The sequence below is a fragment of the Ruegeria sp. CDSA141 genome, from assembly GCF_059612005.1.
The window spans coordinates 141567-156490 of sequence record NZ_JBXWPT010000010.1 but is presented as its reverse complement, the minus strand read 5'-3'; the positions used below and the strand labels follow the sequence as shown (position 1 = coordinate 156490).

General features: G+C 57.3%; 11 protein-coding genes. 4 read left to right on the top strand and 7 right to left on the bottom strand.

The genetic code is table 11. The features are described 5' to 3' along the window. Window positions 1-19 precede the first annotated feature (19 nt). The 4 genes from xylA to xylF all read right to left on the bottom strand — a co-directional run bounded on the left by xylA (window position 20) and on the right by xylF (window position 4528). On the bottom strand, window positions 20-1327 hold the full coding sequence (gene xylA / locus AC2FLP_RS15030) for a xylose isomerase (protein ID WP_496684652.1): 1308 nt from the start codon (window positions 1325-1327) through the stop codon (window positions 20-22). A gap of 10 nt (window positions 1328-1337) precedes the next feature. Beyond that, window positions 1338-2135: an ATP-binding cassette domain-containing protein gene (locus AC2FLP_RS15025; protein ID WP_299897210.1), complete on the bottom strand. Its 798-nt coding sequence runs from the start codon at window positions 2133-2135 to the stop codon at window positions 1338-1340. Next, on the bottom strand, window positions 2135-3433 hold the full coding sequence (locus AC2FLP_RS15020) for a sugar ABC transporter permease (protein WP_117872798.1): 1299 nt from the start codon (window positions 3431-3433) through the stop codon (window positions 2135-2137). Before AC2FLP_RS15020 ends, AC2FLP_RS15025 begins: the two co-directional genes overlap by 1 nt. 75 nt (window positions 3434-3508) lie before the next feature. Beyond that, on the bottom strand, window positions 3509-4528 hold the full coding sequence (gene xylF / locus AC2FLP_RS15015; protein ID WP_117869447.1) for a D-xylose ABC transporter substrate-binding protein: 1020 nt from the start codon (window positions 4526-4528) through the stop codon (window positions 3509-3511). 153 nt (window positions 4529-4681) lie between these two features. On the opposite strand from xylF, the gene AC2FLP_RS15010 reads away from it, so the two are divergent. Next, window positions 4682-5899 carry an ROK family transcriptional regulator gene (locus AC2FLP_RS15010; RefSeq protein WP_117869448.1) on the top strand — a complete coding sequence of 406 codons (1218 nt, stop codon included), beginning with the start codon at window positions 4682-4684 and terminating at the stop codon, window positions 5897-5899. Further along, window positions 5889-7400 carry a CRTAC1 family protein gene (locus AC2FLP_RS15005; RefSeq protein WP_496684651.1) on the top strand — a complete coding sequence of 504 codons (1512 nt, stop codon included), beginning with the start codon at window positions 5889-5891 and terminating at the stop codon, window positions 7398-7400. Before AC2FLP_RS15010 ends, AC2FLP_RS15005 begins: the two co-directional genes overlap by 11 nt. On the opposite strand, the gene AC2FLP_RS15000 is transcribed toward AC2FLP_RS15005, so the two are convergent. From AC2FLP_RS15000 to xylB, 3 genes are read right to left on the bottom strand one after another with little or no spacing between them, the layout of a single operon-like run. Beyond that, the gene (locus AC2FLP_RS15000) at window positions 7401-8699 is read right to left on the bottom strand and encodes a cytochrome-c peroxidase (RefSeq protein WP_496684649.1); all 1299 of its coding nucleotides are present in this window, start codon (window positions 8697-8699) and stop codon (window positions 7401-7403) included. After that, window positions 8696-9625, bottom strand: a complete 930-nt coding sequence (locus tag AC2FLP_RS14995) for an aldose epimerase family protein (RefSeq protein WP_496684668.1) — start codon at window positions 9623-9625, stop codon at window positions 8696-8698. The genes AC2FLP_RS15000 and AC2FLP_RS14995 overlap by 4 nt, the downstream gene beginning before the upstream one ends. Before the next feature lie 17 nt (window positions 9626-9642). After that, window positions 9643-11100 carry a xylulokinase gene (gene xylB / locus AC2FLP_RS14990; RefSeq protein ID WP_496684647.1) on the bottom strand — a complete coding sequence of 486 codons (1458 nt, stop codon included), beginning with the start codon at window positions 11098-11100 and terminating at the stop codon, window positions 9643-9645. Between the two features lie 318 nt (window positions 11101-11418). Between xylB and AC2FLP_RS14985 the strand changes: the two genes are divergently transcribed. Next, the gene (locus AC2FLP_RS14985) at window positions 11419-13848 is read left to right on the top strand and encodes a GcvT family protein (protein WP_496684645.1); all 2430 of its coding nucleotides are present in this window, start codon (window positions 11419-11421) and stop codon (window positions 13846-13848) included. 31 nt (window positions 13849-13879) lie between these two features. After that, the gene (locus AC2FLP_RS14980; RefSeq protein ID WP_496684644.1) at window positions 13880-14884 is read left to right on the top strand and encodes an Ldh family oxidoreductase; all 1005 of its coding nucleotides are present in this window, start codon (window positions 13880-13882) and stop codon (window positions 14882-14884) included. Window positions 14885-14924: the final 40 nt, after the last annotated feature.

Here is a 14924-nt window from a genome sequence, read left to right as displayed (position 1 = left end):
TCGGCTGAACCCACAGGGATCAGACAAAACGGTTCAGGTAGTTCTCGAGGATTTCCTGACGTCCCGAGCGCGGACTTGGATTGAGATCCTCGGCCAACACCCGCGCTGCAATCTCGTCAAGCCCAGAGGACAGCATTGCCTGCGCCTCAGGCGTATTCCAGCCCGCGTACCGATCAACCAGCGCCTGTTCCAATCCCCCATCTTCGATCATCGCTGCTGCAGCTTTCAGACCCCGGGCACAGATATCCATCCCGCCCACATGCGCGGCGATCAGATCTTCGGCATCGATCGACTGCCGGCGCAGCTTGGCATCGAAATTGGTGCCGCCGGTTGTGAACCCGCCCGCTTTCAGGATGTGGTAGTACGCCACCGCGACTTCGGGGGTGTTGTTGGGGAACTGATCCGTATCCCATCCTGACTGATAGTCGTTCCGGTTCATGTCAATGGATCCCAGCATCCCCTCAGCCGCAGCCACCGCAATTTCGTGTTCGAAGCTGTGACCTGCCAGGATCGCGTGCCCCTGTTCAAGGTTCAGCTTGACCTCATCCTCAAGCCCATATTTGCGCAGGAAACCGATGCAGGTGGCGGCGTCGAAATCATACTGATGCTTCGTTGGCTCCTGCGGCTTTGGTTCGACAAGAATAGCACCCTTGAATCCGATCTTGTGCTTGTACTCGACCACCATGTTCAGGAACCGGCCCATGTGATCCAGTTCGGTTTTCATATCGGTGTTGAGCAGCGTCTCGTACCCTTCACGCCCTCCCCAAAGCACATAATTTTCGCCCCCCAACTTGTGAGTGGCATCCATGCATGACTTCACCGTGGCGGCAGCGAAAGCAAAGACCTCGGGGTCAGGGTTCGTGCTGGCCCCTCCCATCCAGCGACGATGGCTGAACATATTGGCCGTGCCCCATAGCAACTTGGTACCGGATGCCTGCATCTTTTCACCGATATAGTCTGCGATCTCGTTCAGAGTGCGCAGATTGTCGGCAAAGTTCCCCTGCTCAGGGCGGATATCAGCATCATGCCAGCAGAAATAGGGCTGCCCGAGGATCTGGAACATCTCAAAGGCGACATCAGCCTTCATCTTGGCCCGGCCCATATCATCTTGCGGATGCCAGGGACGTTCGAAGGTGGGCCCACCAAACGGATCACCACCCTCCCAGGCGAATGAATGCCACCACGCCACGGCAAACCGCAAGTGGTCTTCCATGCGCTTGCCCATGACGATCTCATCCGGATTGTAGTGACGGAATGCGAGCGGGTTCTTACTGTCCTCGCCTTCGAATTGCACCTGTTCAATTCCCTGAAAAAAACCGCTCGTCATCTCGTCTACCTCAATCCGTTTTTTCGCCGGGCTTTTTGCCCAGAATGATCATCGACAACAGATCGTCATCGGTGACATCGGCGATATCAACCGTTCCAACCAACTTTCCGTTCTTCATGACCGAAGCCCGGTCACATAATTCCATCACCGCGTGCACATCGTGGTCGATCAGGAAAATCCCGATTCCCTGCGCCTTGAGCTGTTGGATCAGGTCCGCCACCATCTGTGTTTCGTGCGGGCCAAGTGCAGCCGTGGGCTCGTCCATGATCAGGATACGGGCGTTGAAGTACACCGCACGCGCGATGGCCACCGATTGACGCTGCCCCCCTGACAGGGCCGAGACCGGATCGTTGAACTTCTGAAAGTTCGGGTTCAGCTGTGCCATGATCTTGCGGCATTCCGCCTCCATCGCGGCGTCGTTGACCAGGCCAAAAGGCGTAACCATTTCGCGGCCTAGAAACAGGTTCGAACTTGCATCCAGGTTATCCGCCAGCGCGAGCGTCTGATAGATCGTCTCGATATTGTTGGCGCGCGCGTCGCGGGGATTGTTGATCTCAACCTTGTTGCCGTCGATCAGGATTTCGCCGTGGTCCATCTGATAGGCACCCGAAAGCACCTTGATCAGGGTGGATTTGCCGGCCCCATTGTGCCCCAGAAGGCCCACGACCTCGCCCGGGTAGAGATCAACCGACACATGATCTACCGCCTTGATGCCCCCGAAGGAAATCGAGATATCACGCATTTCCACCAAGGGAGGCTGACCCGATCCGCGGCCCGAAGCCTGGCTTTGTGTTTCTTGTGCTTGCATCATTTCGCCCCCAGACGTTTGCGATAGACGATGTCGATATAGACGGCCAGAACCAGCACGCTGCCGACGACGATATTCTGAAACGGCGCATCCACGCCGACCATGGCCATGCCGGATTGCAGTGCCTGCATGATCAGCGCGCCGAGGATTGCACCATAGATCGTACCGATACCGCCGGACAGCGCCGTTCCACCGATCACGGCAGCGGCAATCACGCGTAGCTCATCCAGCGTACCGATATCGTTTGAGTGATTGGCCAGACGGGCCGAGGCCACGACCGCCGACAGTGCACAGAGAAACCCCATCAGAGCGAAGATCTTGACGGTCATCATGCGGGTGTTGATGCCTGACAATTCGGCCGCATCCGGGTTGCCGCCTGTTGCAAAGATATAGCGTCCAAAGCGGGTTTTGCGGGCCACAACGGTCAGCGTCACCGCCACAAGGATCAGGATCAGCACCGAAATCGGGATGCCGTAACCAACAACCAGCCCTTCAGGCATGGTCTCGCCGCGCGCTTCAAACATGCGTTCAAGCCGACGTGTCGGGATGGCATAGCTGTTGACGATGAAGACATAGCCCATGATGGCAATGCCAACGATTCCGGCCAGTGTCGCTTCGGCCCATACCGGTTTGACAGGGAACCCGTGAGCGGCTTTGGACCGGCGACCGCTCCACAACGCCCAGATTGCAATAGCCGTGGCCGCGAAGCCGATCAGCAAACTGACCGTTGTGCCCAAGGTCCCATTGGTGCCGCCAAACATCAGGAAAGTGCTGTCCAGCGGGCCGATTGTCTGGCCGTCAGTCATGTACCAGGCAACGTTGCGCCAGACCAGAAACCCTCCAAGCGTCACGATAAAAGCCGGAATGGTCAGATACCCCACCATCCAACCGTGGAACGCACCGATCATTGTCCCGACCGCAAGGCCCACCACCAACGTGATCGCCCACGTCGCGGGGTGGTTCAATCCCATCCCTAACACATTCGGCAACAGCTCGGTCTGGGTCATCGCCATGACGGCGGATGTTGTCGCCAGAAGCGCGCCGACCGAGAGATCGATGTGGCGCATGACGATGATGAACACCATGCCACAGGCCATGATGGCGACCGAGACGGTTTGGATCGACAGATTGAACAGGTTTCTGGGCGTCAGAAAACGGCCGTCCGTAAAGATGTTGAAGCCGATGCACAGGATGATGAAGGCGCCGATCATGCCCAATAGCCGCATATCCAGTTCCAGTTGCTGAAACAGGTTGGCCTTTGCTTTTTGGGGTACCGGCTGAGACGAAGTTTCGGTCATATCCGATCTTTCATGTTCAGCTATGATCTCTGGCCCGGCCATGCGGGCCAGAGATGTGACAGTTTGGAACTAGGTTTAGTTACAGGGTGCGGGGCCGTTTTCGACGCCCTGGCACAGGTCTTCCAGCGGAATCCAACCAGCATCGACCACGACAGACAGGTTGTCTTTGGTGATCGGTACAGGCGCAAGGAAGACCGAGTTCATCTCGGTTCCGCCCGGCGAGGTCCAGCTGATGGCGCCTTCAATATCCTCAGGGCTGGTTCCGCTGCTCAACGCAACTGCTATTTCACCGGCAGCCTTGCCCAGCTCACGCGCATCTTTCCATACAGAAACGGTTTGCGTGCCCTTGGCGACCCGGTTCAGCGCCGCATGATCACCATCTTGACCCGAGACAGGAATGCCTTCCATACCCTGCGCGGTCAGCGCGGCGACAACGCCGCCAGCAGTACCGTCATTCGAGGCCACTACGGCATCAACGTTGTTTTCGTTCGCAGTCAGGATCTGTTCCATGTTGCGCTGCGCGTTCGCAGGCAGCCAGCCGTCGGTATAAGCTTCACCCACGATAACGATATCACCGCTGTCAACGGCGGCCTGGATGATCTCTTGTTGACCACCGCGCAGGAAATCCGCGTTCGGATCCGTGGGCGAGCCCTTGATCATCACATAGTTGCCTTTGGGCATCGCTTCGAACACTGCGCGCGCCTGCATCCGGCCAACTTCAACGTTATCGAATGTCAGATAGAACGCACGGTCATCTTCGATCAGACGGTCATACGCAATGACCGGAATGCCTTCGTCTGCCGCTGCCTGCACTGCCGGGCCGATGGCCTGAGAATCCTGCGCCAGAATGATCAGCGCATCAACGCCCTGCGCGATCAGACTTTCAATATCCGATAATTGCTTGGCGGAAGAAGATTGCGCATCAGACGAGATGTATTCGGCACCGCCCGCTTCCAGTGCAGCCTTGATCGCCGCTTCGTCGGTTTTCCAACGCTCTTCCTGGAAATTCGACCAGCTTACACCGACCGTGGGCTCTGCAAATGCAACTGTCCCCATCAGGACTGCCACAGCAGAGGCGCTGAGTATTCGTTTCATGATTTCCTCCCGGTTTCAATGAGCCATCGTTTCATGATTCGTGGCCCCGATAATTCTGAGTAGCATATTTATTTCAGTCGGTAAAATATTTATGCTATCGGTAACAGAAAAAACCACCTAGGTTGAAACAGGGATCAGATTCGCGAGGGCAAGATGCTGAAAAGCAAAGCTTCTTCAAATGCCACGGACCAAAGGAACATCACTCGCCTGCGCGTATTGGAAAAAATCCGGGCCAAGGGGACCATTTCACGAATCGACATCGCCAGCGCGTTGGAAACCAGCCCCGCGACCATCACAACCGCCACTGCCGATCTTCTGTCTGCTGGTCTGATTCAGGAAATAGAAGGCGAAACACCTTCCAAGTCGGCGCGCCGCGGCAGACCGCGCGTACAGCTGAAGCTCCATGGCGCGTCGCATCTGATTGCGGGCGTGAAAGTCGCCCGCCAGCAGGTTTCAGTTATTCTCGTGGATTTCGAAGGAACCGAAATCACTTCGTACACACATCCGCTGGACGAAGCCCGCATGGCCCCGGATGCGTTTGCCAAGAAGATTCGCGCCGTGCTTGATCAGGCCTGCGCCTCAGCAAACCGATCCCTTGCAGATTTGTCCGGTGTCTGCATCGGCATCGCCGGCCTTATTGATGCAAAGCAGAACTTTGTGCATTGGTCATCTTCCCTAACGGAACGAAATGTGGATCTGAGTTCTCTTTTGTCCGAGGTGCTGCCCTGCCCTGCCTTCATCGAAAACGACGCCAATCTGGTCGCAAAGGCGGAACAGCTTTTCGGATTGGGAAAGGGGCTGAAGAACTTTTTGGTTGTTACGATCGAGCACGGCATCGGCCTGGGTATTGTTCTTGACGGCAAGCTTTATCGCGGTGAACGCGGATGCGGAGCAGAATTCGGGCACCTCAAAGTTCAGTTGGACGGTGCGTTGTGCCAGTGCGGGCAGCGCGGATGCCTGGAAGCCTATGTGGGCGAATACGCCCTGATCCGCGAAGCAACGATCGCCAGTGAAGCGACAGATCCCCGCACTCTTGTTGATATACTCGCAGCAGCAAAAGCCGGCGACGCCCGATCCATTTCCGTTCTGGCCCGCGCGGGCCAAATGTTCGGCATGGGAGTTTCGAACCTGATCAATCTGTTCGACCCCGAGTGCATTATCCTGTCCGGTGCCAGAGGCAGCTTTGACTACCTGCACTCGGAAGAGGTGATGACCCGTGTCCAAAACGGTGTTGTCAGCGTTGACGCGCCGTTGCCCGAAATCAAGGTAAACCACTGGGGTGATTCAATGTGGGCGAAAGGGGCAGCGGCGTATGGAATTGAACAAGTCTCTATCCTGAAGGTCAGGGAACTGGCGGCTCATGCGAACTAAGATAGCAATCCTGCTTGCGGTGGCTTCCGCTGCCGCTGCGGACACCGTTCCACCACGCTTTCAAAAGGTGGAAACCCCCGGCCATGTTTACGATGGCGGCTGGGAACATTTCGTGGGCGGGGGTGTTGCAGTCTTCGATTGCAACAATGACGACAGCCCTGAATTATTTGTGGCAGGCGGATCGAACCCAGCGCAACTATTCATCAACACATCCGACGCAAAAGTCAGTTTTCGCTCAAAAACACCTGACCAGTTATCCTTGTTTCATGTGACCGGTGCATACCCGGTGGACATTGATGGCGATGGGCTTCTGGATCTGGCGGTCTTGCGCGTGGGCAAAGACCTCTTGCTGCGCGGCAAACCGAACTGCGCATTCGAGCCCTTTGCGGAACTGAACTTTCAATCTCAGGACCATTGGACCACCGGCTTTTCCGTGACTTGGGAAAGCGGGCAAACCCTGCCAACACTGGCCTTTGGGACCTATGTCGACCGAAGCAATCCGGATGGACCTTTTGAGGCTTGCGGACCAACTCTGTTGTACCGCCCGGAAGGGAGCGAATATGGCAGCCCTGTCCATTTGGAACCCGGTCATTGTTCCTTGTCCATCCTGTTTTCCGACTGGGCGCGCACGGGTCGCGCGGATCTGCGTGTCAGCAATGACCGCCACTACTATGTGCGTGGCGGGCAAGAACAACTGTGGGCCATGGAAGACCCCCCGCGCCTGTACAGCGAGGGCGATGGATGGCTTCCCTACTCGATCTGGGGCATGGGGATTGCCTCGAGGGATTTGACCGGTGATGGGTTTCCCGATGTTTATCTGACTTCCATGGGGGATCAGAAATTCCAGGTTTTCGATCCCGCAACGGATGGGCCGACATGGCGGGATGCAACCTATGACCGAGGCACTACCGCACACAGGCCGCATGTAGGAGAAGATGGCCGCCCCTCAACCGGCTGGCATGCTCAGTTCGGGGACGTCAACAATGACGGGCTGGACGACATTTTTGTCGCGAAAGGCAATGTTGAGCAGATGCCCGACGCGGCGCAAACCGATCCCAATAACCTGTTGATGCAGGCCGCCGACGGTCAGTTTGTCGAAACAGCATCACAAGCTGGTGTCGCGTCCATGGCAAAGTCCCGCGGCGGGGCCCTGGCGGATTTCAATGGGGATGGGTGGTTGGATTTGGTGGTGGTAAATCGTGGCGCGGACCTTGAGGTTTTCCAGAATGAACCGACCTCTGGCAACTGGCTCATGGTTGATCTTAGTCAGAACCACCCCAATCAAGCGGCGGTCGGCAGTTTTATCGAGGTCAAATCACCTGCTGGCATGCAAACCCGCGAAGTTACCATTGGCGGAGGACATGCAAGTGGAATATCCGGGCCCCACCACTTTGGTCTGGGGGATGCCGAGACCGCAGAGGTACGGGTGATCTGGCCAGACGGCGAACACGGAGACTGGCAGCCTGCCGACCCCAACCGAGTAATCCACCTCCAGCGCTGATCACTGATCCACGGGCAATCCGCTGGGAACTGATTGCGGCACGCCCAGCCGCACTGCCGGATCTTCCAGCGTGCCCAGGAAACTCAGGATGGCGTCGACCTCTTCGTCACTCAGGCTGATGGAAACCAGATCGTTTGACGCCGCGATAGCCTCAATATGCTGGGCGTCCAACAAAGCCTTTTGGTCCTCTGCCCCGGAAAACTCGGGCAGATCAGCCTTTTCGATTGAGTAACTCCGCAAGGCGGCAACCGGGTGCAGGTGATGGCGCACGACATCTTCAAGCTGCGCATAGGCTCCGCTGTGGCCATATGGCGCCGTCAGGGTCACGTTGCGCAATGAAGGCGTGCGAAACGCGAACGCATCGTCCTTGTCGCCCGTGACGCGTAGTCGCCCGTCATCCCGCACATGGTTTTCGAAACGCGCTGCTTTTCCTGGACCGATCTGAGGCATGGCGATCGAATGGAAACGGTGATCGGTCTGGAACCACCCGGAATGGCAGGCGCTGCATCCAGCCTTTCCGTAAAACAGTTCCATCCCCAGTTGCGCCTGATCGGGCAGCGCGTCATCGCCTCGCATCGCTCGGTCAAAGAGGCTGTTGTCAGCCCGCCATTCAAACGCGATGAAATCGGCAATGACATTGGCAATTGCGGTAAAGGTGATGTCTTCTCCGGGCGCGATGTCGTCAAATCGCTGTTTGTATTCCGGTATCGCGGCCACCCGCGCGGCAATCAGATCCCAGGCGCCACCCTCTTGTGTGAGCAAGCCGAGACGCACGGCCTTGCTGACTTCGTTTTCAGAATAATGTCCCGCCATTTCGTCAGGTGACAGCACAGGGAACATCGCCTGCGCCGCCAAAGCCGACTGGAACCCGGGCCTCATATGTGTCCCCAACGGGGTTCTGATGCCATTGGGCCGAGAAGGATCCGCCTCGAGGCGGCCGTCATGGAAAAACGTCGTGAATTCCAGCGCCCCGAGATTCCACATCGCGGGCGAGTTTCGCGGAATACGCTGCTCGGGCATGTTATCTTGAGTGAGCTTACGCTTTCCCCCCAGCCCGGTTCCACCTTCGCCGATACCCAGCGAGAGCCCGTCAGACGTTCCCAGTTTCGGATGATGACAGGTTGCGCAACTGATGTTCCTGTTCCCCGACAGGATCGGATCATAAAACAGCAATTGTCCCAATTCTGAGTTCGAAAGGTCCGGTTCGAAAAATTCGGATTGCGGACCAAGGTCTTGCGCCTGAGCAACTGAAAGCGTCAGCCAGATACCCACAGCACTCGCAGCAATCTGGATCCTCATGATTGATCCTCGGGAATTTCAAGCGTCAATGTTTGTTGATACGGGTTGTCCGGCGTGTGGATGACGGACGGGAACGCAGGGATGTTCACGGCGTTCGGATATCCTGACGGTTCAATACACAGCCCCGCACCCGGGCTAAATCGGCCTGACAGATGTGCCCCGGTATAGACCTGTGCCCCGGGTTGATCTGAATACACGTTCATCCTCAATCCCGAAGGTGCCCTGACCTCTGCGACCGGATGGTCATGGGTTCCACTTTCATCAAACACAAAAAAATGGTCCAGTTCGCGCCCCTCCGCCTCGACGGTGCGTGACAACGCGAAACCTGGCAAGCTTTCGCCGGCACCGGAGATATCTCCGGAAGGAACTGAAAGCGCGTCCAATTCCAGCACCCGGTTCGATCTTAGCCTGAGCAGGCAGCCCAGGATATCCTCCGGGCAGCCCAGAGTGTAATAATTGTGCTGCGCGATGCTGATCGGTGTGGGGCGATCCGGTCGCGCCCTGATTGTATAGATCAGACGCGGACAGGTCAGTTCGACATGCACCTCGAATTTGACTTCTCCGGGAAATCCGCCTTCACCGTCAGGTGAAGTCAAGGACAGAACCGCCTGATTTGGAGAGGTTTTCACGATATCCCAGTATTTGCGTGACAGCCCGCTCGGACCACCATGCAGCGTGGTCGGCCCTTCGTTTGCTGTCAGGTGATGAACGCCCCCTTGCAATGAAAACTGCGCTCCGCCGATGCGGTTGGCTACACGCCCCACAATTGCGCCGAGGTAAAACGGGTCCGACAGGTAATCCTGCGGGTTTTCGTAGCCCAATATCAAGGGTGTTTTGCCAAGCCACCATCCTTGCGTGCTTGCGCCATAGCTCAATACCGAAACGGACATGTCACCGTCTTGAAGTATGACTTGCTCGACAGGCATAGACTTTGGATCAGCCATCACCGCGCAGCCAGAGGGGACAGAGCGGCATAGTACTCGCGATACCGCTGGTATTCCGCCTCGTAAGCGTTGGACAGCTCGACACGTGGTTCAACACGCTCAGCGACTTCCGGGGAAAGCATGACATCCTCGGGGTCGGCGCCCTGCACTGCACAGGCAGCAAGACGTGCCGCGCCGATGGCGGCACCGAACTCACTTCCCTTGGGCAGAGCAAGCGGTGTGTTCAGAACTGTGGCCAGTGTCTCCAGCCAAAATCGCGACCGCGCCCCGCCACCGACGACCAGCAAACTTTCGGGCTTGGTGCCCGTACTCTTGAGTGCCTCCAAACAATCGCGCATCGCAAAGGAAACTCCCTCCATCACAGACTGGGTCAGATCAGCGGATTCCGATGCGATATCCAGGCCCAGGAACGCTCCGCGTATGGCGCTGTCGTTATGCGGCGTCCGTTCACCGGACAGGTACGGAAGGAAGGTGATCTTTGATGGCCCCTTCACCGAATCCGGCAGTTCCGATGCCAGCGTGCCGACGGGTTGACCGAGGTTACGGGACAGCCAGTTGAGACTGTTGGTGGCCGACAGGATCACACCCATTTGAATCCAGCGATCCGGGACTGCATGACAAAAACAATGAACGGCTGTTTCCGGCGCAGGCGCATAGCTTTCCTTCGCGACCAGCAACACACCCGACGTGCCCAATGACAGAAATCCGCTGCCCTCGCCGATGCTTCCGATGCCGCAAGCCGCTGCCGCGTTGTCACCTGCCCCGCCAGCAACCACGACCGGCCCGGTCAGGCCCCATTGCTGAAGGATCTCTGATCGCAGTTCTCCGCCTGCTGAACTGCCTTCAACCAGCTCTGGCATTTGATCCCGGCGCATATGGCTCAGATCCAGCGCAATGTCTGACCATTCACGTTCTCCAACATCCAACCATGCCGTACCGGCGCTGTCGGACATGTCACTGACGTAGGATCCGGTGAGCCAGAAACGCAGATAATCTTTCGGAAGCAACACCTTGGATGTCTTCGCAAACACGTCAGGCTCATGCCCGCGCACCCATTCCAGCTTGGGTGCCGTGAAACCCGGAAAAACGATATTTCCAGTGATCGAGCGCATAGAAGCCAGACCATCCAAATCCGCAGCTTCCTGCGCTGATCTCGTGTCGTTCCAAAGGATACAGGGCCTCAGCACATTGCCATCCCGATCCAGCAACGTGGCACCGTGCATATGGCCGCTCAGACCGACGCCGCGCACCGCGGAAAATGCGGCACCGTTCAGCTCACGTAATTGGGCAACGACGTTTTGACAGGCTTCTACCCAATCGGACGGATCTTGTTCTGACCAACCGGGGTGCGGCGTGGATGTCACAACACCTGCTTCGGCTTCGGCAACGACGTTGCCCTCTTCGCTGACCACAATTCCTCGAAGACCTGACGTCCCCAAATCCAGACCGAGATACACGCGTTTTCCCCCTTAATGCAGCACAGGCTGATGGTGCCATCAAGCACTTGGAACCTATGTCAGATCTTATCAGCACAGTTTGCGCTAACATATCAAGGCGACGCAAGAGATGGCACTTAATTTTATGAAGACCCTCGCAGAACGCGTGGAGTCATCGGCACACACGACCATGGTTTAATTCAACTAAGCTGGGCCCGAAAATTTTTCGAATTGTCTGACGCTGACTTTACGTAAACAGTTCAAGCAGTTCTGGGTTTACTGATTTCATGCTGACGGTCCGTCTGAAAACGAAATCAGTCGCAAGAGGGAATTCAGCGAATGAAATCACATGCCAAGGTTGTTGTCGTTGGTGGCGGATGCGTCGGGGCTTCGGTTCTTTATGGATTGACGCAGCACGGGTGCACGGATGCGATCATGCTTGAGAGAACCACGTTGACCTCCGGCTCCACCTGGCACGCGGCAGGTCTGCTGGTCACCTTTGTGCGGTCCCACAACGTTTCGAAGATGACGATGGAGACCATCCGCATCTATTCCGAAGTCGAAAAGAAAATCGGCGCTTCGGTCGGGCTGCGCAAAGTGGGCCAGCTGCGCGTCGCCAATACGCAGGAACGCTGGGACGAATTCCTGTCCTATGCCTCGATTGCCAAAGCTGCCGGTGTGCCTTGCAAACTTTTGACGCCAGAGGAAATCACCGAACTGCACCCTCTGCTCAACCAATCGGAAAATATTCGCGGCGGCATCCTGCATACCGAGGACGGCTATGTGAACCCTGCCGACATCACCATGGCAATGGCCATGTTGGCGCGCGAGAAGGGCGCCAAAGTGTTTCAGAACACCGAAGCGCTGGCCTATGGAAAACTAGAAAACGGTCATTGGAAGGTGACAACCAATCAGGGTGAGATCACTTGCGAACATCTGGTCTTCGCGACTGGAAACTATGCCCGCGAGAACGCGCGCCGTGTTGGCCTGGATCTGCCTTGCATTCCAATCGTTCACCAATACTGGACAACGGAAACCGTTCCCCTTCTCAAAGAACGCCGCGCGCAAGGGTTGCCCGAGTTCCCGATCCTGCGGGATGAAGATTACGGCGCCTATCTGCGCGAAGACGTGGGCGGCATTCAGTTCGGCCCTTATGAGTTCACCAAAGACCTCAAGCTATTCGCCGAAGATCGTGTGCCGCCTGACTTTGGTGCCGACCTCCTGCCCGAAGATTTCGACGCGGTCGAAGCGCAGTGGGAACGTGCCATCGAGCGGGTTCCAACACTTGGTGAGGTGGGTATCAAGGCCAACACTCGGGGTCCGTTCCAGATGACACCAGACGAGTTGCCGCTTGCGGGACCCGCACCGGGGCATGAAAACCTGTGGCTGGCCGAAGGCATGCCCGGCGGCATATTGTGGGGTGGCACTGTTGGTGAACGCCTGGCCCGCTGGATTGTAGATGGGGATCCGGGCATGGACATGTCCGAACTCGACCCGCGCCGTTTTTCGGATTACGCGTCCAAGCAGTGGACCATGGACAAGGTGCGCGAAACGTGGGGGACCCACATGAACGCGCACATTCCCGGAGAAGATTTTCCCAACGCGCGCCCGATGAAAACGATGGGGTCCTACGATCTGTTGAGCGCGCATGGCGCCGTCTGGACCAGCTTCAACGGATATGAGTTTCCGCGCTGGTTCGCCAAATCGCGCGAGGAAGCTGTTCCGGAACATTCCTTCCGTCGCACCAACCACATGGAACGCGTTCAGGAAGAAGTGCGCACCACCCGTGACGTGGCCGGGTTCATCGAGATGTCACCGATGACCAAGTTCACCGTGCGCGGACCGGGGGCCGCCAAATGGCTGGATGGCCTTATGGCGAACAGGCTGCCCAAAGTGGGGCGAATGACCCTGTCGCTTTTGTTGAACCAAAAGGCCGGCATGGATGCTGAATACACGGTCGTCCGCTATGCCGAGAATGATTTTTACCTGGTCTCCACCCCGAACTGGCGCGCCTACAACTGGGATCAACTGCGACGTTTGCTGCCCAATGACAGCTCTGTCCTTCTTGAAGATGTTTCAGAACAACTGGGCGTGATTGCTCTGGCAGGCCCCAAGGCACGAGAGATCCTGCAACCGTTGACCGACAATGACCTGTCGAACGAAACCTTCCCCTGGCTTTCTGCGCAAATGGGTGAAGTGGGTTACGCCAAGGGCGTTCATCTGCTTCGCGTGTCCTATACCGGCGAGCTGGGGTGGGAACTGCATCACCCGGTCGGTTACAACCGCCATCTTGTCGACCTGCTGTTGAAGGCCGGTGTGAAACCTTTCGGGCTTGAGGCACTGGAATCCATGCGCCTTGAAAAATCCTATCGCGCCATCAATCGCGAGATTTGCAAGGACATGACGCCATACGAGGCCGGCCTCGACCGGTTCGTGGTAACCGAAGGTCGCGCCTTCATAGGCAAGGCCGCTCTTTTGAAACAGAAAAAGGAAGGCACATACCGGCGGCTGGTCACGCTGAAACTGCCCTTTGGCGAAACGTCGGTGATGTTTGACGAGAGTGTCTACGCTCAGGGCAAGCTCATCGGCCGAGTCACCTCGGGCGGGTTCTCTTATTATTGCAACCACGACATTGCGATGGCACTAGTGCCACAGAACATGACGGCGCCCGGTACGAAAATGCAGGTGCTGGTCCACAATGAAATGCGCGACGCCGTGGTCATTGACACATGTGCTGTCGATCCCGCAAACACTCGCGCCCGCGCATGAGTGCTAAAACATAGAGACTGGACTCGAACTGATGACCGAACAATCGACAAAAACGCTTTCTCTTGCTGAAGTTCGGGACTTGGCCAAATCAGTTCTTGTTTCTGCCGGAGTGGATTCACGCAGCAGTGATATTCTTGCTGATATCGTCACCCGGTCTGAACGGGACGGCCCGCGCAGCCACGGGTTGCGCATGTTGCCAGTCTATGTCCAAAGCTTCACGTCCGGCTATGCCAACGGGCACGCGACGCCCAAGACCGAAAAGGTTGCCCCGGGCGTTTTGCGCTGTGACGCCGACAACGGGTATTATCAGGTTGCAGCGGCTGAAGCCCGCGAGGATCTGATCGCGATGACACGGGAAAACGGCATTGCCGCGTTCACTTGTACAAACTGTCACCATCTGGGTGCCTTACGGTTTGACACCGAACCCTTGGCCGAAGCAGGTTTGGTGGCTGTTGCCGTGATCAACTCATTGTCCATGGTGGTTCCGCAAGGTGGGGTTCGCCCGGTATTTGGCACCAATCCCATGTCATTTGCCTGCCCACGCGAAGGCGACGCGCCGGTGGTCTGGGATCAGGCCTCGTCCATGGTGGCCCTCATGGATATCCGCATGGCCGCTGCCGAGGGGCACGACCTGCCCCGCCCTGCCGGTCTTGACCCCCGGGGCGAGCCCTCCACCGACCCGAATGCCATCCTTGAAACCCGCAGCCTGTTGCCATTCGGAGAGCATAAGGGGGCCGCGATCGCCTTCATGGTTGAGGTGTTGGGCGCAGCACTGGCCGGTGGAACCCTGTCCGTGGACAACGAAGAACGCGAGTCCTTTGATGCCCTGAACATCAAAGGTGGTGCGACCCTGATTGCAATTGATCCCAGCCGGTTCGGCAACGCGGCCTTCAACGAATATGTCGCCCGCATCTGCGCCGAGATTTCCGGCAACGGTTCCGCCCGGGTTCCGGGCGACGGTCGCCTTGCAAAACGGGCAGCCGCCGACGCCCATGGCATCGAAGTGAGTACCGAGGTTCTGGACGCACTCGGCTGAAACTGAAATCACCGGCTATCGAATGGCCGGACAGCACCTG